We start from the raw sequence: 23,657 nt of genomic DNA, 5'->3' as shown, positions 1-23,657 counted from the left end.
TTTACGAACCGAAATGCGCGCTGACGCGGCGCGGCGTTTCTGTGTATTGCAAGTGAAGATCAGCGCTTGGCCAAGGCCCGCAGTTCATAGATCAGATCCAGCGCCTCTCTCGGGCTGAGTTCATCCGGGTTGATCTGTGCCAGTTTTTCCAGTGCAGGTGGCGTCTGGGGTGTGGCCGGTGCAGGCGCACGCGCGGCAGAGAATAGCGGAAGATCATCAATCAGCGCCTTGGGCTTGGTGCCTGCCTCTCCCTGTTCCAGCGCGCTGAGGACTTCGCGTGCGCGGGCGATGACCGTATCAGGCAACCCTGCCAACCGCGCCACCTGAACCCCATAGCTGCGATCTGCCGCCCCGCGCTTGACTTCGTGCAGAAAGATCACCTCGCCTTCCCATTCCTTGACGGTCACGGTTGCGTTTTCAACGCCTTCCAGACGCCCGGCCAGCGCGCTCATCTCATGGTAATGGGTTGCAAAAAGCGCGCGTGCGCGATTGACATCATGCAGGTGTTCCAGTGTGGCCCATGCGATGGACAGACCGTCATATGTCGCGGTTCCGCGACCGATTTCATCGAGGATCACCAGAGCGCGGTCATCCGCCTGATTGAGGATTGCGGCCGTCTCGACCATTTCCACCATGAAGGTGGACCGCCCGCGCGCCAGATCGTCACTGGCCCCCACGCGACTGAAAACCTGACTGACCAGCCCGATATGCGCAGCTTTCGCCGGAACCCATGCGCCCATCTGCGCCAGAATGGCAATCACGGCATTCTGGCGCAGAAAGGTCGATTTACCGGCCATATTTGGCCCGGTCAGCAGCCAGATCGCGGCAGTGTTTTCCGCACCAAGGTCGCAATCATTTGCAATGAACGGGTCGCCTGTTTTGGCAAGGGCGGCCTCCACAACAGGGTGACGGCCGCCGGTGATGCTGAAGCTGCGGGTCTGATCCAGCTTTGGCGCGCACCAGTCAGCCGCCTGCGCAATGTCGGCCAGCCCGGCAGCCAGATCGATTTCGGCCAGCGCGCGCGCGGTCTGTGCCAGTTCCGCTGCCCGTGCCAAAATTGCATCGCGCAATTCGACAAACAACCGCTTCTCGATCTCAAGCGCGCGTGCCCCGGCATTCAGGATGCGGGTTTCCATTTCGGACAGATCAACTGTGGTGAAGCGCACCTGATTGGCCGTTGTCTGGCGGTGAATGTAGCGGGTCGAGAGCGGCTCTGACAGCATCCGCTCTGCATGGGTGGCGGTCACCTCGATAAAATACCCCAGCACATTGTTGTGCTTGATCTTGAGCGATGTGATGCCGGTATCCTGTGCGTAATCAGCCTGCATCTGGGCAATTACGCTGCGTCCTTCGTCGCGCAGCTTGCGGGCCTCGTCCAAGTCCGGGTCATGGCTGGGTGCGATAAAACCCCCATCGCGCGCCAGAAGTGGGGGCGCGGCGATGAGCGCCGTGTCCAGCAGGTCAAGCAACGCGTCATGGCCTTGCAATGCCTGAGCCGCATTGTGCATCAGGGGTGGCCCCTCTTGCTGGTCCAGAAGGGCGGCGATGTCCAGCGCTTGCGCAATTGCGTTTCGGATCGCGCCCAGATCACGCGGCCCCGCCCTATCCAGTGACAGGCGCGACAATGCGCGGTCAAGATCGGGGACTTCTTTCAGCGCGGCGCGCAAATCGCCGCGCAGTCGGCTATTTCCATGCAGGAAAGTCACGGCGGCCTGACGTTCCATGATCGTGTCCAGCCTGCGCGAGGGCGAGGCAAGGCGGCGTTCCAGAAGTCGTGCGCCTGCCGCGGTCACCGTGCGGTCAATCGCGTGAAGCAGCGCGCCTTCGCGGGTGCCGGAGAGTGATTGTGTCAGTTCCAGATTGCGCCGCGTGGCTGCGTCGATCTGGACCAGTTCCTCGGCGGTATCGCGGGCGGGGGCCTGCAGCAATGGAAGCTTGCCGCGCTGGGTCAGGTCCAGATAATCGACCAGCGCCCCAAGGGCCGCGCGCTCGGCCCGCGTGAATTGCCCGAAACCGTCCAGAGACTGCACCTTGTATAGCTTGCAAAGCCGCGCCTCGGCGGCCTGACTGTCAAAGCTGGAGGGCGCCAGCCCTGTCAGAGCGGTGCCCATATCTTCGGCAACAGGGCGGATCGCTTCTGCGCGGGTATCGGTGACCAGCAATTCACGCGGGGCCAAGCGGGCAAGTTCCGGCCCAAGGCGTGTACGGGTGCAGGGCATGACGCGTATCTGACCAGTGGAGATATCGGCCCAGGCCAGCGCGCCTTCGTCGCGCAGCTCGGCGAAGGCAGCAAGAAAATTGTGGCGGCGCGCATCCAGAAGCGTGTCCTCGGTCAGTGTGCCGGGGGTGACAAGCCGCACCACATCGCGGTTTACAACCGATTTATGGCCGCGCTTTCTGGCCTGTTCGGGGGTTTCCATCTGCTCGGCAATGGCCACGCGGAACCCTTTGCGGATCAGCGTCAGAAGATAGCCTTCGGCGGCGTGATGGGGCACCCCGCACATGGGGATATCGTCATCAAGATGCTTGCCGCGTTTGGTCAGGGCAATGTCCAGCGCGGCGGCAGCGGCGACGGCATCGTCAAAGAACAATTCGTAGAAATCGCCCATGCGGTAGAACAGCAACGCGTCTGGATGCTGGGCTTTCACCTCGAGATATTGGGCCATCATTGGGGTGACAGTGCTCACCGCGAGTGTCCTTTGGCTAGGGTCGTGATTTCACCTGATTGGTAACGAAAGCAGAGAGCGGGGGGAAGGGGGCGCTCGCGCCCCCTCTTTCGGCTACGCCTCAATTCACCCCCTGAGAGTATTTCTCGCAAGAAAATGGGTAGGTTGTTGGCGGTAACAGGCGCGGCGCTTTGTTGTGGAGACGCGCAGCAACCGATATGACAGTGCAATTCAGGAGGAGGCGCGCGATGTCCCGCAACAAATTTACCACCGAAGAAGCACTTGCCTACCACCATTTGCCGATACCCGGGAAATACGCGATTTCAGCCTCCAAGCCGATGGCGACGCAGGCCGATCTGTCGCTGGCCTATAGCCCTGGTGTGGCGGTTCCGGTGCAGGCCATCGCGGATGACCCGCAGGCGGCGTATGATTACACGGCCAAGGGCAATATGGTCGCTGTGGTCTCGAACGGGACAGCCATTCTGGGTATGGGCAATCTTGGCGCGCTGGCATCCAAGCCAGTGATGGAAGGCAAGGCGGTGCTGTTCAAGCGCTTTGCCGATGTGAATGCGATCGACATATTGCTGGACACCGAAGACCCTGAAGAGATTATTCAAGCCGTGCGGCTGATGGGGCCGACCTTTGGCGGGATAAATCTGGAAGATATCAAGGCACCGGAATGTTTTATTATTGAAAGCCGGTTGAAGGAGATCATGGATATTCCGGTATTCCATGATGACCAGCACGGCACAGCGGTGATCTGTGCGGCGGGGCTGATCAATGCGCTGGAATTGTCGGGCAAGCGCATTGAGGAGTGTCGGATTGTTCTGAACGGGGCAGGGGCGGCGGGTATTGCCTGTCTGGAACTGATCAAGTCGATGGGTGCGAAACACGACAACTGCCTGATGTGCGACACCAAGGGTGTGATCTGGCAGGGCCGGACCGAGGGGATGAACCAGTGGAAATCCGCCCATGCCGCACGTACGGATGCGCGCACGCTGGAAGATGCGATGGTGGGGGCGGATGTGTTTCTGGGTGTTTCGGCCAAAGGTGCTGTCACATCTGCGATGGTGGCCAGCATGGCCGATAACCCGGTAATTTTCGCCATGGCGAACCCTGACCCCGAGATCACTCCGGAGGAGGCACAAGCGGTGCGTGCTGATGCGATTGTGGCGACAGGGCGCAGTGATTATCCCAATCAGGTGAACAATGTCCTTGGTTTTCCGTATTTGTTTCGCGGGGCGCTGGATATCAATGCGCGCGCGATCAATGACGAGATGAAGATCGCTTGCGCGCGCGCGTTGGCAGAGCTGGCGCGAGAAGATGTGCCTGATGAAGTGGCTATGGCCTATGGGCGCAAGCTGAGTTTCGGGCGTGACTACATTATCCCCACGCCGTTTGATCCGCGTCTGATCCATACCATTCCGCCAGCGGTGGCAAAGGCCGGCATGGATACTGGTGTGGCGCGCCGTCCCATTATCGACATGGACGGCTATATTCAGGCACTGAAAGCGCGGATGGACCCGACCGCAAGTATCTTGCAATCCATCCATGCGCGCGCCAAGCAGAAGCAGTCGCGCATGATCTTTGCCGAAGGCGATGACGAGCGCGTCTTGCGCGCAGCGGTCAATTACCAGCGCGGCGGATACGGGCAGGCGCTGGTTGTCGGGCGCGAAGATGATGTGCGCGCCAAGCTGGAGGCTGCGGGCCTTGGCGATGCCGTGCGCGAACTCTCGGTCGTCAATGCGGGCAACACGCGCCATCTGGAGGCATATAAAACCTTCCTCTATGAGCGCTTGCAACGTCAGGGGCATGACATGAAGGATGTCCACCGGCTGGCCGCGCGCAATCGTCATGTCTTTGCGGCATTGATGCTGGCGCATGGGCATGGGGATGCGCTGGTCACCGGGGCGACGCGCAAATCGGCGCATGTTCTTGGGCTAATCAACCATGTATTCGATGCGCGCGCCAAGGATGGCGTGGCCGGGGTGACAGCACTGTTGCATAACGGGCGGATCGTGCTGATTGCCGATACGCTGGTGCATGAATGGCCAAGCGACACGGATCTTGCAGATATTGCAACGCGCGCCGCCTCCGTCGCGCGGCATCTGGGGTTGGAGCCGCGTGTGGCCTTTGTCAGTTTTTCGACCTTTGGCTACCCGGTATCAGAGCGGTCCGAGAAGATGCATCTTGCGCCCGATATCCTCGACGCGCGGGGCGTGGATTTCGAGTATGAAGGGGAAATGACTGTGGATGTGGCGCTGAACCCGGCTGCAGCGGCACATTACCCGTTCTCGCGGCTGTCCGGGCCTGCCAATGTGCTGGTTGTTCCGGCGCGGCATTCGGCCTCTATTTCGGTGAAGCTGATGCAGGAAATGGCCGGTGCAACGGTGATTGGCCCGATCCTTGCAGGTGTCCCGAAGCCGATCCAGATCTGCTCGACAGGTTCGACAGTGAATGACATTGTCAACATGGCTGTCATGGCCGCTTGCGAGATTGTCTGAAAGGGGTTGCTGTGACTGTCTGGTGCTTTGGTTCTATCAATATTGACCATTTTTACAATCTTGGCCATTTACCCGCGCCAGGTGAGACACTGGCTGCATCCGGCTATCGGGTTGAACTGGGTGGCAAGGGGGCCAATCAATCCGTCGCGGCAGCGCGGGCGGGTGCATCTGTGCGCCATCTGGGGGCCATTGGGGCGGATGGCGACCGCGCCTTGGCCGCACTGTTGGCCGAAGGGGTGAATTGCGACTATATCCAACGGGTTGACGGGGCGACCGGACATGCGGTGATCATGCTGGACCAAAACGGTGAGAATTCGATCATCATAGAGGCGGGTGCCAACCGGAAAATGGCCTTGGAGCCGATCCTTGCAGCAATGGAGCAGGTGGATCTGGCCGATATACTGTTGTTGCAGAATGAGACGGCCTTTCAGGCAGAGATTGCCGAGGCAGCGATGGGGCGGGGAATGGAGGTTATCTATTCCGCAGCGCCATTCGAGATCGCGGCGGTGAGGGCCGTTCTTCCATATGTCAATACATTGGTAATGAACGCTGTCGAGGCCGCCCAGCTGCGCGCAGCACTTGATGTGCCATTCGAGGATCTGCCGGTTGAGGCGGTTGTCATTACGCGCGGGGCAGAGGGGGCAAGCTGGCATGCACGCGGCACGCCAGATATTTTTGTGCCCGCACTGCCCACCACTGTCGTGGACACGACCGGGGCGGGTGATTGTTTTACGGGTGCATTGGCGGCCAGCTTCTCGATGGGCGCTGCGCCGGATGAAGCGATGCAGTTTGCGGCGGCGGCGGCGGCTATTCAGGTTTCACGGCCCGGCACTTCTGCCGCAATGCCAAGGCGCGCCGAAATCGAGAGGCTTGTTCTGACGACCTGAGACGAGATAGCGGATGTTTGTGATAAGCCGCGCATCGCCGTGCCGTGGGGGCGGCCCTTTGAGTCGCGGCGGCCTTCGGCCTCGATTCCACGCACGTCTATGTCCCCTTTGTCCCGCATAACTAACCTGCTTATCCTCATCCTGCAGGCCATGTCGTCACATAAGAAATGCCAAGGTTGCGACACTTAATTCACGAACGCGGCGGATGAACCCCAAAGTTCGCGCACGCGCCGGTCACGCCCGCACCCCTCGCGGTAACCTTTATAGGCAACGCGGCGTTCGACCCATCCGAAACGGGTCAGGGTGCGCTCTGTGGAATTGGCATAATTCTGGTGAAACTCATCCGCTTCGTAAAATGGGGCTGCTTCGCGCACAGGTGTGACAATGCTTTGCCCAAGCTCTGCCTCTGCCGCGTTTATTGCGGCCTGTGCTTGTGCCATCTGGTCAGGCGTTGCAAAGATTGCTGTCGCGTAATGCGCGCCCCTGTCACAGAACTGCCCGCCATCATCCAGAACATCGACGGATCTGAGGAACAGATGCAGGATCTGGTCGTAATCTATCTGGCTTGTGTCATAGGTGATCAGGGCCACTTCCAGATGATCGGTGCGCCCGCGTGCCACATCATCATAGGTGGGGTCAGGTGTCGTGCCGCCAGCGAAACCAACGCGGACATCGGTCACCCCCTGCACCCGCCGGAAGTCGGATTCCACGCACCAGAAACACCCGCCGGCAACCAATGCTGTTTCGGTTTGCTGGGCTGTCGCGGGTAGCCCCGCCAATATCAACACCAATGCCGCAAGTGTTCTAATCATCCCGCATTCCTTTAACTCCTGTGTGTCTGTTTACGCAAAAGAAAGACTGATCGGTGATCTAGGGTAGTCACATTTGGGTGAAATACACTTTCTTGAATCTTTGTGGCGAGAGAGAATGACGAGATTTGGTGATGTGCATCAGGCCACAATACAGGTTAGCTGAATTCCGGCCTTTGCGTTTCTGGATCCGTATTTTCGTAACTGTCGCAATACTGTGCCTGCAATTGATGCCCTTGCGCGCCGAAGTCAGTATGCTGGATTGTGCGGCGTTTGCGCATGTTCTGTCGTTGGATGAACAGATATCGGACATGGACCTTGATGCGCGCGATGCCATGGCCCGCCGCATTGAACGACACGGCGAAACCCTTGGATTAAGTCCAACACAGATCCGGCTGAGCGCATTGGCGTTGCGCGACAATGACACAGATTTGGCAGATCTGATCTTCAGTGATAGCGACCCATTGCAACAAGCCTATGGCGCGTGTCTGGAAAGCGCAGGTATATCTGACGCAGATATCGGACTGACCGCAAAAACCGCTGGGCAAAGCGCGGCGCAACAGAACTCGGTTCGTTTTCCAACTATCAAGGTATGGGCGGTTCAGGCATCTGGTTCGTGGATGGTGTTTGCGGTCTTCGCCGGTGGGTTGTTTCTGCTTGGGGGAATTGTCTGGTGGGCGGGAAGGGCTGATCGGCGCAACCGCCGACGCTTGCGCCGATACAACTGTGATATTCCCGCAGTCTTGTGCCAAGACAGTGGGCCGGAATTGCCGGTTCGAATAACTGATATCAACGCCGAAGGGTGTCGCCTGTCGCTTGGAGCGACAGGTGTGAAGGTGGGCGCGCAATCTTTCCTTACATTGGGGCGCACGACCATTGAGGCAAAGGTTGTCTGGTGTAACAAACACTTTTGCGGCGTGCAGTTCGCATCAAAGCTGCCGGAGGGGGAGGTGATTTCATTCCTTCAGCAGGGTCAAGCGCTCATACCTGCCCCGGTCCCCGGCTGATCGCGGGTGATCAGGCTTCGACCTCGACCCGGCCTATCGGTTTGGAACAGCAGGCAAGAATATAGCCATCCTCGATATCTTCGTCCGAAATGCCGCCGTTATGCACCATATGCACCTCGCCCGAAATTTTGCGGATCTTGCAGGTGCCACACAGCCCGAAATTGCAGCCAGAAGCGACAGGCAAACCATTGGCGCGGGCCATCTGCATGACGGTGTCAGCTTCGGTGCATGGGACCGATAGCCCCGAACGGGCAAAGACAATCTCTGCATCGGCACCCTCATCAGGAACAGGGTCATCAAATTCCTTGATCTCGGCCACGCTTTCGGCTGGGGCGTGGAAGGATTCCTGATGATAGCGCTCCATATCATAGCCCAGAGAGATAAGGATCTCTCGGACAGAGGTCATGAACCCTTCCGGACCGCAGCAATAGACATCGCGTTCCAGATAGTCATTGCACATCAGCCCCAGCATCAATTGGTTGAACTGCCCGCGATAGCCCGTCCAGACTTCATAGGGTTCAGGCTTGCTGACCACGAAATGCAGCCCCAGCCCGGCCACGCGCGAGGCCATATATTCCAGCCTGCGCCGGAAAATCAGGTCACTGGGCCTGCGCGCGCATTGGATAAAACAGATATCGGGGTCTTCGCCGCGTTCAAACAGCGTTGTCGCCATCGACATCATGGGCGTAACGCCTGACCCGGCCGAGATGAACAGATATTTGCCGTCAGGTTGGGGGGGCAGGTGAAACAAGCCAGCAGGCCCGAAAGCGCGCAATCGCATTCCGGCTTGCAGATGTTCGTGCATCCAGCGCGTCCCGATCGAGTCGGGCTGCACCTTGGCTGTTATGCTGACATAAGCTGCCGTCACGGGTGAAGATGAAATCGTGAAAGTGCGCTGCACATTGCCGCTGGGCAGAGGCAGGTCCAGCGTCAGGAACTGCCCCGCGCGATAGACAAACATGGCCCCCGAGGGTGGACGAAAAACAAAGGTCTTTACACCCGGCGCTTCTGGCAGGACGGCCACGCATTCCAGGTCTTCGCTGTCGCGCCAGACCGGGCTATCCTTGGTGGGCATAGGAATCATTTCGATTTACTCCGCCGCGATCCGGGCCGGGCCCATTAGGGCCGTGTGCATCGTGCGGCAATACCAGTCGACAAACTGGTTCACGCCACCTTCCTGCGCCTTGCTGTAGGGGCCGGGCAGATAGGCGGGCGAATTGATCCCGCGCTGGTTTTCCTCGACGATCCGGCGGTCCTCGTCATTGGTGTTGATCCAGACTTCGGTGAGGCGCTTCAGGTCATAATCGCGCCCTTCTTCGGCATCCTTGTGGACCAGCCATGTGGTTGTGACCTGCGTTTGTTGTGGGCCGATGGGCAGTACGCGGAAGGTCAGTACATGGTCTGACAGAAAGTGATTCCATGTGTTGGGGTAGTGGAAGAACAGGCATGATCCGGCATTGTCGAAAGGCACGCTGCCAATACGCTTGCTGACTGCCGCCTTTCCATCCAGTGTATAGCTGACACCTTGCCCAAGAAACGGAATGCGCACGAAACGCCACCGTTCGGACGGGTCGATCACGTATTTCGAAGGCAAGCCGGCGGCTTCGCAGCGGTCCACATGGGCGCGGCCCATATTGCTGGTCGTGCTGTCATCGGCCCCCACAAGGTTCGGGTCATCCGGGAATGTGACGCATAGCGAAGGGTGCGAGCCAGAGCAGTGATAGCATTCGCGGTTGTTTTCCAGCACCAGCTTCCAGTTTGCCTGCTCAATGATGCTGGATTGATGCGCAACCTTCAGATTCGCCACGTCATGTGGCCCCAAATAGCGTGCGGCCTGTGTTTCCAGTGCGCTGGTATCAGGCGCATCTTCAGCCAGACAGATATAGACCATGCCCGAAATCTCGCGGCAGTGGACAAGGCCCAAGCCATGCGCGGACGGGTCGAAATCATCGCCCATTTCCCGCGCCCACAGCAGCTTGCCATCCAGATCATAAGTCCATTGATGATAGGGGCAGACCAGCTTTGGCGCTGTGCCCTTATGCGCTGCACATATCCGGCTGCCGCGATGGCGGCATGAATTGTGAAACGCGCGGATGATGCGGTCTGCACCGCGCACGATGATCACCGATGCTTCGCCAATTTCCAGCGTGATATAGCTGCCGGTTTTCGGCAATTCAGCGCTGGGCGCGGCGAAGATCCAGTCCCTTTGCCAGATGTTGCGCAGATCGGCCTGATAAACGTCAGGATCGTTATAGAAAGGTTGCGGCAACGAATGCCACGGTTTGCGGGACATGAGCAGATAAAGAAGGTCGGAATTGCTGATCATGGGTGTAGACCTTGCGAGGGGTGGGGTTCAGATATCTTTGAGCAGCCGCAACGCGTCATAGATTGCGGCATGTGTATTGCGGGCGGCGACAGCGTCGCCAATGCGGTAGAGGGAAAAGCGGCCCTCTGCATTCGGGCCATCGGGCTGGGGGCGACCCTCGACAAAAGCATCCTGATCCAGCGCACCAAGGTTGCGCGATTGCGGCTTTAACTCGAAATACAACTCATCCATTGGCAGGGTGCCGTGATTGACCACGACTTGATCGAAGTCGCGCCGTTCCAGATGGTTGGAATAATCCGTGCCAATCACCGCCGTCAGCATATTGCCGGATTTCTCTACATCGTGCAGCCGGTAGGTGACGGTGAACCGGGTATCCAGCGCTTGCAGGCTGCGCATATAGGGCACCAGATTCATCGCCATTACATCGGGGGCGAAGCTGCGGTCCGGGGTCATGATTTCGACATGCGCGCCTGACTTGGCGATAATCTCTGCGGCCTGCAGGCCAGCATGGTCGCCCGCATCATCATAGACCAGCACGCGCGTGCCCGGTTTCACATCGCCTGCGATTATATCCCATGAACTGACAACATACGCATTGCCGGTGGCGCATACTTCGGTATGGGGCAGGCCGCCAGTGGCGATGATAACGACATCGGGGTTCAGGGCGATGACATCCTCTGCCTCTGCATAGGTGTTGAAGTGAAACACCACATCGCGCGCGGCACATTGCGCCATACGCCAGTCGATGATTCCGATCATCTCTCGGCGGCGCGGGCTTTGCGCGGTCAGACGGATCTGTCCGCCAGGGTCTGGCTGGGCCTCGAACACGGTCACATCATGCCCGCGCTCGGCGGCCACGCGTGCGGCTTCCACCCCTGCCGGACCGGCGCCGACAATCACCACCTTCTTGCGGACAGATGCGGGCGTCACTTCGTGCGGCATGGTCAATTCGCGGCCCGTGGCGGGGTTGTGAAGGCAGAGTGCGTCACCGGCGGCATAAATCCGGTCAAGGCAGTAATTCGCGCCGACACAGGGGCGGATGTCGTGCTCGCGCCCTTCGATGATTTTTTGCACAATCATCGGGTCGGCCATATGCGCACGAGTCATCCCCACCATGTCCAGCAAGCCGGAACTAACGGCATGGCGCGCGGTTGCCACATCGGGAATGCGCGCGGCGTGAAAGGTGGGCATACCTGTTTCGCGCCGGATCGTGCCTGCGAAATCCAGATGCGGGGCAGAAGCCATGCCCTGCACCGGAATCACATCGGTCAGGCCTGCATCGGTATCGATATGGCCGCGAATGACATTCAGGAAATCGACCTTGCCGCTATCCGCCAGCCTGCGAGAGATTTCCAGCCCTTCAGCGACCGAGATGCCGCCTTCAAGCGTTTCATCGGCGGTATAGCGGATGCCTATGATGAATTCATCGCCCACGCGCGCGCGGATCGCGTCCAGCACATCCCATGTGAACCGCAGGCGGTTGTCCAGATCGCCCCCATAGGGGCCGTCCAGCGTGTTGGTCAGGGGCGACCAGAACTGGTCCATCAGATGGCCGTAGGCCTGCAACTCGATCCCGTCCATGCCGCCAGCCTTCATGCGTTCCGCAGCATCGGCATAATCGGTGATGATGCGCGCAATATCCCAGTCTTCCAACTGCTTGGGAAAGGCACGGTGCGCGGCTTCGCGCTGGTGGCTGGGGCTAACGGCGCTTAGCCAGTCACCTTTTGCCCAATGGGTGCGCCGGCCCAGATGGGTCAGCTGGATCATGACTGCGCAGCCATGTTCGTGGCAGGCATCCGTCAGGCGTCTGATCCAGGGAACAACCTCATCCTTATAGGCGAGGATGTTGTTAAACACGGGCGGTGAGTTGCGCGAAACGGCGGCTGATCCGGCTGTCATTGTCAGCGCCACCCCGGCCTTTGCGCGGATCTCGTGATAGGCGCGGTACCGGTCTTTGGGCATGCCGTCTTCGGGGTAGGCGGGCTCATGCGCGGTGGTCATGATCCGGTTGCGCAGGGTCAGGTGTTTCAGGCGGTAGGGCTGCATCAGCGGATCATTTGACATCAGGCGCGACCTTGGGGCTATGTTGAGTAAAGCCAACATGCCCAAGCTGGTGAAAGCGACACGCCGCACAGCGGCATATTGATGCCTGTCCGCGGCATTTTGTACCCCTGACCCCAGAATTCTGGCTGTTCATGCTCGCGCATGGGGAAAGGCGCGGACGACTTCACCAACGGCGCGTTTCACCAATGTCGATATGAATGAAGGTGGAATATCGCCCAAGCCCGCCACGACCAATTTTCGCGGCATGTTGATGCAATGCGCCTATGCTCAGGCTGTAATGCGCGATATCGAGGGCCTGCCCATGCAAATGGTGCGAATTCGCGGCACCACCCCGGACATTGCGCGAGGATGACCGAAAGCCATGAGTAAGGATCAATGGCGCGTCAGCCCCGGCATGTTGCTGGATTTCGGATGCCAGATCAAGAAGATGGGGGTTCATTTCGCCCACCTCATTGGTGCGCAGATCGCGGGCGAAATGCGCGAAGCGCTTCAGCGCATCCAGATCGTAGATATTGCCATCAAAATAGACCTCGTTGAACACTTCCTCTGATTGCTGATGGATCATCATCAGGCTGCGCGGCGCGCCAGCCGGTTCTGGACTGGATCTGCGCAGGAATGGCAAAGCCAGGCCGGGGCTTGCGGTCAGGCAGGTTGCGGCGGCTGAAGCACCAAACAGAAATGCGCGCCTGTCAATGGCGGGGCGCTGGTCGTCGAGAGGCATGTAGAACTCCGGGATCGTTTCATTCCTCCGGCGCTCTATTCCAGACGCGCGGACCATCCCAGAGGGGCAAGCCTTCACCTTTTTGTGTCGGCGGAATCTCTCCAATCGGATCGCATCACCGGGCTGATGATGTAGCAATCCAGCAAGGCCATGAATTTTTTGCTTAGGTAAACAATGCGCGCCTGACCAGAGTTGATCCCTGGAATATTCCTGCTTCACACCAGGCTAGTGTTCGCCACCTGACGAATGGTTCCTGCGCCACGGCGATTTGGCTGCCACCAGCGCATAGCTTTGATCTTTTGCGAATTTGGCCAGCATAAAGCGCTACAGATCGAATCTTGTATCGCCGCACCGCGGCCCGACGCTGCGCGGCTTCGCGCTAACATCCAATGTCCGCAACGCCCCCCCCCGCAGTCACACGGTATCTTGTGTGAGGCGGCGAACACGAGTTTGATTTCGTCAGGCAAATATCAACCTGACGCGTTCAGGATCATCTGGGTCTGGGTCACAACTGCGGCCAGTTTGCCGTCGCTGCGGATCAGCCGTGTTTGCCAGACATGGGTTCTGCGCCCGCGATGCAGCGGGGTTGTTTCGGTTGTCAGCGTCTCTCCAATTGCGACAGAGCGCAGAAAATTGGTCTTGCTTTCGATCGTCGTCGTGCCTTGCCCTTCGGCCAGATTCAGAAAGGTTGCTGTCCCGCCCAGATTATCTGCCAAGCCCATGATCGCACCGCCATGCAACACGCCGTTGCGGTTGCTAAGCGCCTCGGTCACAAGAAGTTCGGCACGCAGGCAATCGGGATGCGCTTGCAAAACCCGCAACCCGAAGATCTGCCCAAAGGGCGGAAGTTGCTGTGCAATTTCATCGTAGCGTTTCTGGTCAGACATCTGTGCAATTCCGGTTTCATTCCATTCTTTGGAACCGGGTCTGACCCGGGCCATGCTATACCGTAGCCCGCCGCACAGTGTTGCGAAAGGCGATATAGGGAATTGCATGGCTGGTCTGCGTTCTGGTTTCCAAGCTATTTGTGAAAAGGAAACGACCTGAATGCCGCCAGAAAGTTTGCATTTTTGCTTCTTGGCGGAGTATAGCGGTCTGCCGACGCGTTAAACAGTTAACAAACTGCGGCATCCAAGAATGATCTCCTGCGCCGGATCCTCCGTAAGCCCTGCGCGTTTGGGAAGAAGCATCAAGAAAGCTATCATGACCGCGCCCAACTTTGCTGAGATACTTGTCGAACGGCAGCTGGCCGCAACAGAGTGGGTAGAAACAACACCTGTGGCAGATCTGGATCTGACCGAGTTGCGCGCCTATCGCAAGAAACTCAAGGCGATACAGCAGCAGCGCACTTGGGACGATGTCATGAAACTGAAATCTCCTAAAGTGCGTTTCGGCGTATCCGGTTCAGGCTTCCCATGAGCGCTGATCGGTAATTCATTGATTGCATGGAAGATACGGGGATGCAGCATGGCGCGAGCCATTGAACAGAAGCGGCTTGAGGTTCGCAAGGTCCGCCATAGCAGGGTCATGCGTCGCTAGTCCTTCATGCGTAACATGCTGTCACGCATAGGGTTAATCGACGAGACTTCTCTGAAAACGAACATAACCAACACCACAGGCTGGTCTGCAAAGGGCGCATTGCTGATCGACGATAAGCCTTTCGGTCACTGGAGCACCCGGACCTTCATAACCGCCTTGGGCCTTGACAAGGTATGGTGGGTCTCATGGAATGTCTGCGACGACTTCACCGCGCAGGAGTGCTGTAATTTCTTCAAGGCCGCAGGGTATGAAACTGATTGAGCGCAACACGCTCTAGTGTTTGATCCCACGGTTTGATGGTGCGACCCTTTCGCAGGAATGATAACGACACATCATGGGATGTATCTGTCCATATGCCGGAAAACTGATGGCGTCTGCGATAGGGTATAGATCATCCAATGCGACCTGGCGTATGTAAGATCATGAACTTGCTTAACGCGACACATGGCTTGGACTGGCTCGATGCTTTTGCGGTCGCTGTCTTTTTTGCGACCTGGCTATGGCTTGGTTGGCGCATTGGTCATCCTTCTGCTGCGCGCCCGTCGGTGACCGTTTTGATGTCTGCCTACCGGTTGCAGTGGATGGAGGTCATGGTAACCCGCCAGCCGCGCATCTTCGATTCACAGATCATGATGAGTCTCAGGCAGAGCACATCGTTTTTTGCCTCCACATGCCTTTTGGCAATGGGCGGGCTGTTGGCAATGATCGGGAATGTGGACCTGTTGGGCGGGATCGCAATGCGCCTGACCAGTCTTGAGGCCAGCGCTGCGGTGCTTCAGACGAAACTGCTTCTGTCGCTGTTCATGCTGGGCAATGCATTCCTGAAATTTGTCTGGTCCAATCGCGTGTTCGGATACTGTTCGGTCGTGATGGGCGCTGTGCCGGATGATCCTGACAATCCGCAATCTATGCCACTCGCCCTGAAGGCCGGGAAACTGAACGGGCGCGCCGCCATGAATTTCAATGCAGGCTTGCGCTCGATGTATTTTGCGCTTTGCGCTTTGGCCTGGCTCGGTGGGGCTTTGGTCTTGCTGGTTGGCGTTGCGGTGACCGCATGGGTCGTCTGGAGCCGTGAATTCTCCTCTGCCTCGCGCGAGATTATCCTTGGCCGCGACGGCGACACAAAGTCGTAATTTCAAGACCTGCGCCAGCAGTGAAGGGTTCAGCCGTCCCCGTTTGGCTGGCGCCGGCTGCCCCCCCGTCACCTGACCTTCGTTTTTCTAACACTTCCGTCATCGCTCGACACCCAATCAGCCGCGCAGAAGTTCCACCCGACTGCGCTGAGCGGTCTCGTGCACCCTTTTGGGGAATATTCGTTTCTTGAATTGGTCGGAGTGAGAGGATTCGAACCTCCGGCCCCTGCCTCCCGAAGACCTTGCAGGAAGTGAAATTCGGCCTCTGTTCCCGAAAAACCCCTGAAAAGTTCGCAGTTTCGCGCCTGCTCGTGCGCCTGTTTCTGCACTACGGTGCATTATCGCCTCCTATCCATGGCCGCGATGGCCGATTTCTGATGATCTTCGTGGTGGTGCCCATAGACCCGCTCGAGCGTGTCCAGGCTGACGCCGAAAAATGATGCGGCGTCCCACTTGTTCGCGCCGCGCTGCATCGCCCAGGTGATAGCTGTATGGCGTAGAACATGCGGGGTGATCCCCTCGAGACCAGCTGCAGCACAGGCCGTTGCCCAAGCCGTGCGGATGCTGCCCACGCCCTGCCCGCCATCGGTCACGACAAAGCGCGCATCGTCTCGCACCCAGCGCTTCAGGTGCGCCTGAAGCCGCCTCGGCAATTTAGCAGGGGGTTGTCGTTTCTTCGTGCGCCGGGTCCCCTCTGCAGCCCGGTGCATGATCTCGTGTTCCAGATCTATCCAGCCCCCTGACACATGCGCCGACCAGCGCAAATTGAGGACTGCCGACTTTCGGGTGCCGGTGTAGATCGAGATCAGGATGAAGCGCGCCAGATGGTGCGCGCGAGGGTTGCGCCATGCTGCCCGAAGAAGGCGCGCGACCTCCTTGCGCGTCAGCCATCTCTCGCGCGGTCCCGGCTTGGGTGGAAGGGTGACTTTCGGTGCGCCAAGAAGATAGCCCTCGCGTGCGCAGTGGTTCAGCGCTGCCTGCAGGGTTGCCAGCTCACGCCGCACTGTGCCGACAGCCACCGGCACAGGGTCAGCACCGCCCGTCGATTTCTTGAACCTGCTGCGCGCATAGCGCCTGCAGGTCTCACCGGTGATCGTCGAAACTGGAAGGTCAGCCCAGAAAGCGAGAAGTGCGTCGATCGTGTGCCCGATGCGCGCAGGGTCCGCCACGTGCGGCGCATGCTCGGCCCCATAATAGTCCAGTACTGCCGCAACGGTCATTTCTGCTGCTGGAGCTGGACCAGCTGGCCTGCCGCGTTGCGCGATGTATTTCGCGAGAGCGATTTCAGCCGCTCGGCGGTCGCGTGTGCGGCATGCAATCTGGGTGCCGTCCGAGTCTCTGATGTAAAATCTTCCGTCCGTGCGCTGTGTGAGGCGCGCGCCTTTTTTTGGTCGCGGCATGCTGAAATAATTCCTTCGTAATCCGCGCGAGCGATCCGATGATTCCTGCCAAACTTGAGCAGGAAACCGTGATCAGCTGCAACGCGCCGCAACGCGCCTTCAGGCACGCCAAGCTCGGCTGCAGCTTCTTTGATATCAGCTGTGAGCGCTTTTGCGGAATTGTCCATTGTCCACCTCGGTCGTTTTCCCGGCTGGCCAGCCCAAAGCTGACCAGCCGACAATTCTCAGGCGCGGCCATCCGCGCCCAGCGTCACTTGAAAGAGGAAACAAGCCGCTGTTGCAGGTGTTTTAAGCCACCGCCTGCTGGGCCCTCCACGCCGCCGAATTGACGTGAAATCAGTCTGCAGTTGCGCCCGGATTCATGATCCAGCCGCGCCAATCCATGAAGCCTGTGGCAAAATCCATGCTGCCTTTGATTTCCATGCCATCGACCTCGAACCCCACGCGGGTGGTGATCTGTGGCCCGCGCTGCCCGCGCAGATAGCCATGGACCAGCGATTCCGGGCGACCTGGTGCCGCTGCCAGATACCAGCGCAGCGGATCCTCGAACCGGGGCTCGACCAGGACTTGCAGCCGCCGTGCGAAGACATTCACATCTTCGCTGCTTGCCGCGTACAGGTCCGCAACGGCCTGCAGGGCCTCGGTTTCCTTTTCAGGTGCCACGATCAGGAAAGTGGGTGTGATCGCCAACACCTCGCCGCCCAGGCCGCGCTGCCGCCGAAGTTTAACAAAGCCCTCTGACAGACTCGCCGTGTCGATCGCTGCCGCGGTGCCGATGTTGTCGCGGCTTTCATGAAAAACCGGGTTGTCATCCGACAGGACAGGCCCAGCGCCGCTGTTTTCAGCAAACATGCCCGCCAGAAGGTTCCCTTCTGTCTCGGCCGCGCCGGTCCCGATGATCTGGGGCAAGCGTTCAAAAGCGCCCGCACTGTCGTTGATCAGTGCTTGGCGGGTGACAGCAAGGATCTTGCCATAGGTGGCCAGCTTGATCTTTTCGCCGCCATCTTTCACCTGGCCATACTTGTATTCACCTGACTCGAGGACTTTGTCGAATTCGACTGAACCTGAGATGCGCGCGCCTGTGACTTCGCGAAAATCATCGAATGTGCGTTCCCTGCTGGCCTGCATAACCGCTGACCGCGCCACCTGATACTGGTCGAGGACAAGAAGGCCCATCGCACCGGACAGGATCGAGGGGAAATCGCTGGTGGAGTGGTAACCCACTGCACCGCGCGTCTGCATCGCTGCATCGATCGCGCCTGCGTTCCCGCCGCGATAGTTGATTCCCATCGATCGGCACCACTCGACAGCGAGCTCCGGTACGGTCATTTCTGCGAAGCGCTGCGCCTCTTGGGGAAGCGTTGTGTTTTGGCTGTGCCGATGGACCAGCGCCGCCTGCATCGCCTCTGCCATGCTCGCACCCCCGCGCTGCATACCAGACAGGTCAGGCTCGCTCACCGGCCCGAATTCGGCATCGCGGGTTGCCTGCAGCTCCTGCAGGTGCTCGCGCGCATCTTCTACGCTCATGCCGCGCTCGATCGCGGCCTGTGCCTCACTCTCGAAGCCGTTCCGGGTGAAGAGCGCCCGAATCTGCTTCTCATCGCCCGCGCTGGGCGTCTTCGTGCCGTCTGGCATTTTTCGTCCTTTCTCGATGATCACCGGCCCAACGCCGGTGTTTGCCTCTTCGCGCAACTGCGCGCCTGCATCGGCGCCGATTGCGACTGCCGAAATCTCCATGGGTTCCCACTCGATAGCCCGGTAAAGCGCCCGTTTGCCGCCATCCTTGCGATCGGCCTTCGCGGTTCGCTCGTATTTGTGGACCTTGTATCCGACAGATACATTTCGAATGATCCCGGCTTGCATGTCGCGCCAGATCGGCTCGACCTCTTCGCGATCAGAAAGCCGGATGGTCGCGTAACCTTTGCCGCCCTCGATCCGGACAGACCCTTCCACCACCACCCCCAGAATTGAATCAAGGCCATAACTGCGATGGGTGTCGAGGAATGGTGCGCCAGAATTCAGCCGCTCGAGGCGAAGTGCCGATGGCTCGACCACAAGCTCCTCGTCAAACTCTTCATCCCGCGCCCAGGAATAGCGCGCCACGCGTGCGCCAGTAGTCCAGACCACATCGACTGTGCGCTGCTTGTCATCACTTCTCGCGATGCTGGCCGCGCGCGTGACCATAGGTGATTTCATGGTTCGTTTTCCTTTCACATGATCCTCTGCCCGTAAGCCGCGCCGGACACCTCGCCGCTCTGCCAGTGCAACGGGTTCCCGCCTGCCGCCCAAGGCAGCCTTTCTGAAGACACGAGCCCCGTGAGCGATCTTGCGGCTAAGTGCCAATTGACCGGCATCAATCAAACCCCCGCTGCTCTCTCGCGCGCTTGAAGGCACCACCAATCATGCCCGGCGTCTCGACCCGCACGACAGCGCGCGCAGTGTTTTCAACGCGGGCGTCAAACTCTCCTGAAGGCAGAACGCGGACCACGACCTGCACAGGCTCACCCGCGCCTCTCTGCCCCTTAGTGTGGTCAATCACCGTTTCATTGGGATGCATGACCGCCAGAAACCCGCCGCGCCCATCCAGCCCGCCCGAGCGCGCGCCAAAGCCTGTGTGCCCACCACCATCGAAACTGGCGAGAGGCCCGCTGCCCATGGCATTCAGTGGCGCGCCCCCAAGCCCGCCCAGCGCGCCGCTCAGCGCATTGGCAATCGGGCCGAGAATGAACTGGCGTGCCGCGATCCGCGCCAGATCGGCAAGGATCGAGTTGGCAAGGCTGGTAAAATCTGCCTTTCCTGTCGTCACAAAGTCGGCAAAGGCGTTTTCAGCCGAAGTGAACGCGCCGGTCAGCGCATCCCCAATGCCCTTGCCCCAATCCGCCGAAGCCTTTGCATATTCGTCAAGCTGCGCTGTGACCGCAGCCCAACCCTCTAGCACCTTTTCTGCCGCGTTTGTGTTTGTATTCCCTGCGCCCGTCGCGGCCTCTCCGACTCGCCTCAATGCACCGGTCACACCAATTGCGCCATCGATGACCGGGCCGAACCCTTCGCCGAAGGTAACCACGCCATCGCGAGCGTTTGCGATCGCATCTTCAATGCGCCTGATCTGACTTTCAGCTTCGCGCAGTGCTTCTGTCTGCTCTGGCGACTGCAAGAGATCACCGCGCAGCTCTGCCAGTCGAGTGAGCTCTTTGTTCCAGAATTCGATATCTGCCCTATTGGCTTGCGGCGCGAAGATCCCGCCATCTCGGCCGGTGTTCTGCAGGGCACCGATTCTTGTCATCACACCGCTGATCTCGCGCGCGATCGCGCCATATTCGGCGGTGCTTTGGGCGAGAGCGCGCTGCTCTGCCATGATAGCGACAATGTTTTCGTGTCTGGCTTTTGTTTCGCGCAGCTTTGCGACCGCCTGATCCACCGACATTTGAGTTGCAAGGCCCATTGCTGGATTCAGCAGGTCGAGGGCGCGCAACTCATTGCCCAGCGATATGTTCAGATCATCGATCGCACGGCGCGCCTCGGCGGCCCGTCCAGTAAGCCCGGTGAGACGTGCGACCAGCTCCCCCACACCCACGATTACCGCAACCGGCAAGAAGCGCACCAAAGCCAGCCTGAAAGTTTCTAGCGCACCCGTCGCAGCAATCATGGCCACCCTCGCGGCAACGAATGACGCGACATATCGCCCCCCCATGAAGGCTGCCAGCGTTCCCGCGTATGTAACCAGGCGCGCCATCTGATCGCCTAGGAAGATCAGCGTGTCAGCGACAACCGCACTGGCGCGGGTAGTCTCATTGAATTGCCCCACCAGTTGCAAGGCCATGTTCCCCATCAGAACAAAGGCATCACCGATGGTCGCCGGCATCGATTCTGCTTCCTCGCGCAATAGCTCGAGATTGCCGACAAGCGCCCTGTTGATGACATTTCCCGTAATCAGCCCCTGCGCCCCAACTTCGCGCAGTTGGTTCACATTTACCCCCAACTCCGCAGCAAGCAACTCGGCAACCCGCCCGCCGTTCTGAATTACGGTGTTCAGCTGCTGCCCGCGCAGCGCGCCCAGCGCCATTGCTTGCGACAGCGCGTTACTGATCTGGGCTGCCCTTTCTTGCCGGGCCCCAGAAACAACGATTGCGTTATTCAGCGCTTCGGTAAAGTCCAGCTGCTGGCGAGTTGACATTCCCAACTCACCCAGCGCCGTTGCGTTTGCGAGAAAAGCCTCTGTGGTCTGCGCCAAGTCGGAATAGGTGCGGCGCGCCATTTCGGCCAGCCGGTCCATGACCGCCGCGCCAGCCTCTTGGCTGCCTGTGGCCAGATCCACGCGCGATCGCAGATCAGTCCAGGTATCGGCATAGCGCACCAGCTCGCGCACACTGACCGCAGTGGCCAGAATGCCCATGACGCGGGTCAGAACGCGACCAGTAGCGTCTGCCTGGTCCTCGATCCGCTTGAACTCTCGCGTGCCGGAATCACCCACACCCTTGAATTCGGCGCGAACCTGGCCCCCACCTTGGGCGGCAAAGCGAACTGAGACGCGCTTTTCACTCATTTATCGGAATTTCCATATCTTGGGCGCGCTCGATCACATACTCGGCAGCCGCTGTAAGGTTCACCAGCGCAAGAATCCGCACTGGGCTCGCGCGCCTGTAAGTTTCGTTCCATGGCTCAAGGCAATTGCCGCACCAGGTTTCGATCGAGTGAAGCGGCCCTGCAAACCATTCGAACCAAGTCTCGACCTCGCCGCATCTGGTTTCCCCTCGAAACTCCATGCCACCTATCCAGACAGATGGGTTTGTGATCACGGCCTCGATCCCTGCCCCATACTTCTCGCGGGCCTTGCCTAGCGCATTTGCGATCAGCCGTGCCGAGTCACTCGGGCCAAGGCCTGAAAAGTCGCGGTCGGCCCCCACCATCACCATCAAGCGCAAAGAAAGGGCCTCGGATACTGTGAACTGGCGGTGTTTGATCCCGCTGCCACTGGATGACACTGCGAAAGGTACCTGCTGCCGTGTCAGCAAAGTGGTGAGCCGTCCGCGCTCCATGCCGCTCAAGGCCAAGGCACCGCCAATTCTCATGATTCAACCCTCAAATATGATCAGTTGATCACATTAGGAGCTTGTCAAAATTATATGTCAAGTCTCTGGGAAGCCGTCTTTGCCAGTACAGGCCCGCCAGATCGCCAGAATGGGCCCGCAATCCACCGATTGCGCCAATTCCGGAAGTTCTTCCGGTTTCGGTTCACCCGGCGCGTTGAAACACCAGGCCAACGCTGCCAGACCCGCGAATCCCATCATCGAGACAGGCTTTTCTTGTAGCATGATGTCAGCGGCTGCATCCTCGCGGCCCTGAGCTTCAAGCTGCAACGGATGACTGAAGTCTTCACCGCCTTCGATATTGATCATATCGCGCCAGTCTTTGCGGGCCTGCAGCCAGTCGGCATAGGCGGCCGCGACAGGATCGATCGGCTGGTTTTTTTCAGTTCCGGACTCGAAATTCTTGATCTGGTGTTTCACTGGATTGTCCCCCGAGAGAGTCTGTCGAGAAGCGAGAAATCAGGCTCATCACCGGCGCGTGTCAGAATATTATCGACAAAGAAATGCCCTCCAGGGACACAGGGACTGCCAAGATGGGAATTAGCGACGCCATGTTCTTCGCGCTCGATGCGCTCACTCAAAAGTATCGACAGATCATAGAGCCAACATGCGGCACCTGCGAAGTTCCGAACCTCTTCCCGATTAAGTTTTGGCAACTCGTGCAGCGGCAACACTCGCCGCATAAGATCGATATATTCTTGCTCTGTGATGTTTTCTGACGCCATCACAACTCGTGAAAATTCTAGAAGGTTCATTGTTTGCGGCAATTCTTCACCGCCCCCCGTCTGGGGGTTATTCATTGGCTTTTTCATTTGGTAGACCTCTTTACGGTTTGGCGATCTCGGTTTTGTCGCGCTCCATTTCATCACGAAGGCGCGCGACGATTTCAGCCCCTTGGGACCGAACATTCTTCGTTGCTTGCTGCTCCAGCCACTTTTTCACATCGACTGGCAGCAGAAGCTTGAATTGAATCGGCTTATTCATACAATCCCCACGGACATTTTGTGTCCCTAACAATGGACATAAAATGTCCATAGCGTCAAGGACAAATTTTGTCCAAATTATAACCATGAAAGCAGATGCACTGGTTCAGTTTAAACTGATGTTGCCCGCTGGCCTGAAGACACGGGTTGAAGCGAGTGCGGATAGGAATCGCCGAAGCCTATCGCAAGAGATTGTGTGGGCGCTGGAAGAGAGGTACCCGGCGCCAATTGAGGAATCTCGGAAGGTGACACTTCAGCGCCTTTTTGACCATTTATGCGCCTACCCTGATTCAGAACAGGTTGTAGAAGTCAGCGGAAAAATCCTGCATGCACTGAAGGACGAAGGCCGGACCCTCACGGAGTCGGAATTAAACGCTCTTCTGGTTGAAGCCCTAGGCGCAGTGCAAGCGCACGAGCAGGCCAATAAGTCATCTAGAACCAAGTAAAAATCAGCCCTGCGAACCATGCGCGCACCTTGGTTTTCACACACCCAAACTGCGAACCTGAACCAGATAAAGTGCGAACCCAAAA

General features: G+C 58.7%; 22 protein-coding genes. 7 read left to right on the top strand and 15 right to left on the bottom strand.

Annotated elements, in window-relative coordinates:
* Nucleotides 1-59: 59 nt before the first annotated feature.
* Nucleotides 60-2,669 (bottom strand): DNA mismatch repair protein MutS, encoded by a 2,610-nt coding sequence (gene mutS / locus EV660_RS15485; protein WP_071479955.1) that lies wholly within the window; start codon nt 2,667-2,669, stop codon nt 60-62.
* A 245-nt stretch (nt 2,670-2,914) separates the two neighbouring features.
* Here mutS and EV660_RS15480 point away from each other — a divergent pair, with 245 nt between their 5' ends.
* Together EV660_RS15480 and EV660_RS15475 are read left to right on the top strand one after the other, a co-directional pair.
* Complete coding sequence (locus EV660_RS15480; protein WP_071479954.1) at nt 2,915-5,170, top strand: NADP-dependent malic enzyme; 2,256 nt, start codon at nt 2,915-2,917, stop codon at nt 5,168-5,170.
* 11 nt (nt 5,171-5,181) lie between these two features.
* A complete protein-coding gene (locus EV660_RS15475; protein ID WP_071479953.1) occupies nt 5,182-6,057 on the top strand; it encodes a ribokinase in 876 nt (291 codons plus the stop codon).
* A 185-nt stretch (nt 6,058-6,242) separates the two neighbouring features.
* Here the strand turns inward: EV660_RS15475 and msrA are convergent, their stop codons facing one another.
* On the bottom strand, nt 6,243-6,869 hold the full coding sequence (msrA, locus tag EV660_RS15470; RefSeq protein WP_071479952.1) for a peptide-methionine (S)-S-oxide reductase MsrA: 627 nt from the start codon (nt 6,867-6,869) through the stop codon (nt 6,243-6,245).
* A gap of 227 nt (nt 6,870-7,096) precedes the next feature.
* Between msrA and EV660_RS15465 the strand changes: the two genes are divergently transcribed.
* Nucleotides 7,097-7,873 (top strand): PilZ domain-containing protein, encoded by a 777-nt coding sequence (locus EV660_RS15465; protein WP_071479951.1) that lies wholly within the window; start codon nt 7,097-7,099, stop codon nt 7,871-7,873.
* Between the two features lie 10 nt (nt 7,874-7,883).
* Here the strand turns inward: EV660_RS15465 and EV660_RS15460 are convergent, their stop codons facing one another.
* The 5 genes from EV660_RS15460 to EV660_RS15440 all read right to left on the bottom strand — a co-directional run bounded on the left by EV660_RS15460 (nt 7,884) and on the right by EV660_RS15440 (nt 13,871).
* Nucleotides 7,884-8,957, bottom strand: coding sequence for an FAD-binding oxidoreductase (locus EV660_RS15460; RefSeq protein ID WP_071479950.1), 1,074 nt, complete (start codon nt 8,955-8,957; stop codon nt 7,884-7,886).
* 6 nt (nt 8,958-8,963) lie between these two features.
* Nucleotides 8,964-10,199: an aromatic ring-hydroxylating oxygenase subunit alpha gene (locus EV660_RS15455; RefSeq protein ID WP_071479949.1), complete on the bottom strand. Its 1,236-nt coding sequence runs from the start codon at nt 10,197-10,199 to the stop codon at nt 8,964-8,966.
* A gap of 27 nt (nt 10,200-10,226) precedes the next feature.
* Nucleotides 10,227-12,263 carry an NADH:flavin oxidoreductase gene (locus tag EV660_RS15450; RefSeq protein ID WP_071479948.1) on the bottom strand — a complete coding sequence of 679 codons (2,037 nt, stop codon included), beginning with the start codon at nt 12,261-12,263 and terminating at the stop codon, nt 10,227-10,229.
* A 163-nt stretch (nt 12,264-12,426) separates the two neighbouring features.
* A complete protein-coding gene (locus EV660_RS15445) occupies nt 12,427-13,041 on the bottom strand; it encodes a YcbK family protein (protein WP_084634728.1) in 615 nt (204 codons plus the stop codon).
* Nucleotides 13,042-13,454: 413 nt separating this feature from the next.
* Nucleotides 13,455-13,871, bottom strand: coding sequence for a PaaI family thioesterase (locus EV660_RS15440; RefSeq protein ID WP_071481931.1), 417 nt, complete (start codon nt 13,869-13,871; stop codon nt 13,455-13,457).
* A gap of 316 nt (nt 13,872-14,187) precedes the next feature.
* Here EV660_RS15440 and EV660_RS15435 point away from each other — a divergent pair, with 316 nt between their 5' ends.
* From EV660_RS15435 to EV660_RS15425, 3 genes are all read left to right on the top strand, one after another.
* A complete protein-coding gene (locus EV660_RS15435) occupies nt 14,188-14,403 on the top strand; it encodes a hypothetical protein (RefSeq protein WP_071479946.1) in 216 nt (71 codons plus the stop codon).
* Between the two features lie 126 nt (nt 14,404-14,529).
* Nucleotides 14,530-14,784, top strand: coding sequence for a hypothetical protein (locus tag EV660_RS15430; RefSeq protein ID WP_071479945.1), 255 nt, complete (start codon nt 14,530-14,532; stop codon nt 14,782-14,784).
* A gap of 161 nt (nt 14,785-14,945) precedes the next feature.
* Nucleotides 14,946-15,656 carry a DUF599 domain-containing protein gene (locus EV660_RS15425; protein ID WP_071479944.1) on the top strand — a complete coding sequence of 237 codons (711 nt, stop codon included), beginning with the start codon at nt 14,946-14,948 and terminating at the stop codon, nt 15,654-15,656.
* Nucleotides 15,657-15,994: 338 nt separating this feature from the next.
* Here EV660_RS15425 and EV660_RS15420 read toward each other — a convergent pair whose 3' ends face one another.
* The 8 genes from EV660_RS15420 to EV660_RS15390 form a co-directional block, all read right to left on the bottom strand.
* Nucleotides 15,995-16,876 carry a tyrosine-type recombinase/integrase gene (locus EV660_RS15420; RefSeq protein WP_232727352.1) on the bottom strand — a complete coding sequence of 294 codons (882 nt, stop codon included), beginning with the start codon at nt 16,874-16,876 and terminating at the stop codon, nt 15,995-15,997.
* A complete protein-coding gene (locus EV660_RS18950) occupies nt 16,873-17,223 on the bottom strand; it encodes a hypothetical protein (protein WP_232727353.1) in 351 nt (116 codons plus the stop codon). Before EV660_RS18950 ends, EV660_RS15420 begins: the two co-directional genes overlap by 4 nt.
* Nucleotides 17,224-17,392: 169 nt before the next feature.
* A complete protein-coding gene (locus tag EV660_RS15415) occupies nt 17,393-19,252 on the bottom strand; it encodes a prohead protease/major capsid protein fusion protein (protein ID WP_134047598.1) in 1,860 nt (619 codons plus the stop codon).
* Between the two features lie 157 nt (nt 19,253-19,409).
* Nucleotides 19,410-21,599: a tape measure protein gene (locus tag EV660_RS15410; protein ID WP_071481188.1), complete on the bottom strand. Its 2,190-nt coding sequence runs from the start codon at nt 21,597-21,599 to the stop codon at nt 19,410-19,412.
* On the bottom strand, nt 21,592-22,125 hold the full coding sequence (locus tag EV660_RS15405; protein ID WP_071481189.1) for a hypothetical protein: 534 nt from the start codon (nt 22,123-22,125) through the stop codon (nt 21,592-21,594). Before EV660_RS15405 ends, EV660_RS15410 begins: the two co-directional genes overlap by 8 nt.
* A gap of 57 nt (nt 22,126-22,182) precedes the next feature.
* Entirely contained in the window at nt 22,183-22,563 is a 381-nt protein-coding gene (locus tag EV660_RS15400; RefSeq protein ID WP_071481190.1) for a hypothetical protein, read from the bottom strand.
* The gene (locus tag EV660_RS15395) at nt 22,560-22,955 is read right to left on the bottom strand and encodes a hypothetical protein (RefSeq protein WP_100319061.1); all 396 of its coding nucleotides are present in this window, start codon (nt 22,953-22,955) and stop codon (nt 22,560-22,562) included. The genes EV660_RS15400 and EV660_RS15395 overlap by 4 nt, the downstream gene beginning before the upstream one ends.
* Nucleotides 22,956-22,968: 13 nt before the next feature.
* Nucleotides 22,969-23,127: an Arc family DNA-binding protein gene (locus EV660_RS15390; RefSeq protein ID WP_100319062.1), complete on the bottom strand. Its 159-nt coding sequence runs from the start codon at nt 23,125-23,127 to the stop codon at nt 22,969-22,971.
* Between the two features lie 85 nt (nt 23,128-23,212).
* Here EV660_RS15390 and EV660_RS15385 point away from each other — a divergent pair, with 85 nt between their 5' ends.
* Nucleotides 23,213-23,572, top strand: coding sequence for a hypothetical protein (locus tag EV660_RS15385; RefSeq protein WP_100319063.1), 360 nt, complete (start codon nt 23,213-23,215; stop codon nt 23,570-23,572).
* Nucleotides 23,573-23,657 lie beyond the last annotated feature (85 nt).

The organism is Roseinatronobacter bogoriensis DSM 18756 (genome assembly GCF_004366635.1).
GTDB lineage: Bacteria > Pseudomonadota > Alphaproteobacteria > Rhodobacterales > Rhodobacteraceae > Roseinatronobacter > Roseinatronobacter bogoriensis.
This window is presented reverse-complemented; position numbering and strand designations above follow the sequence as displayed.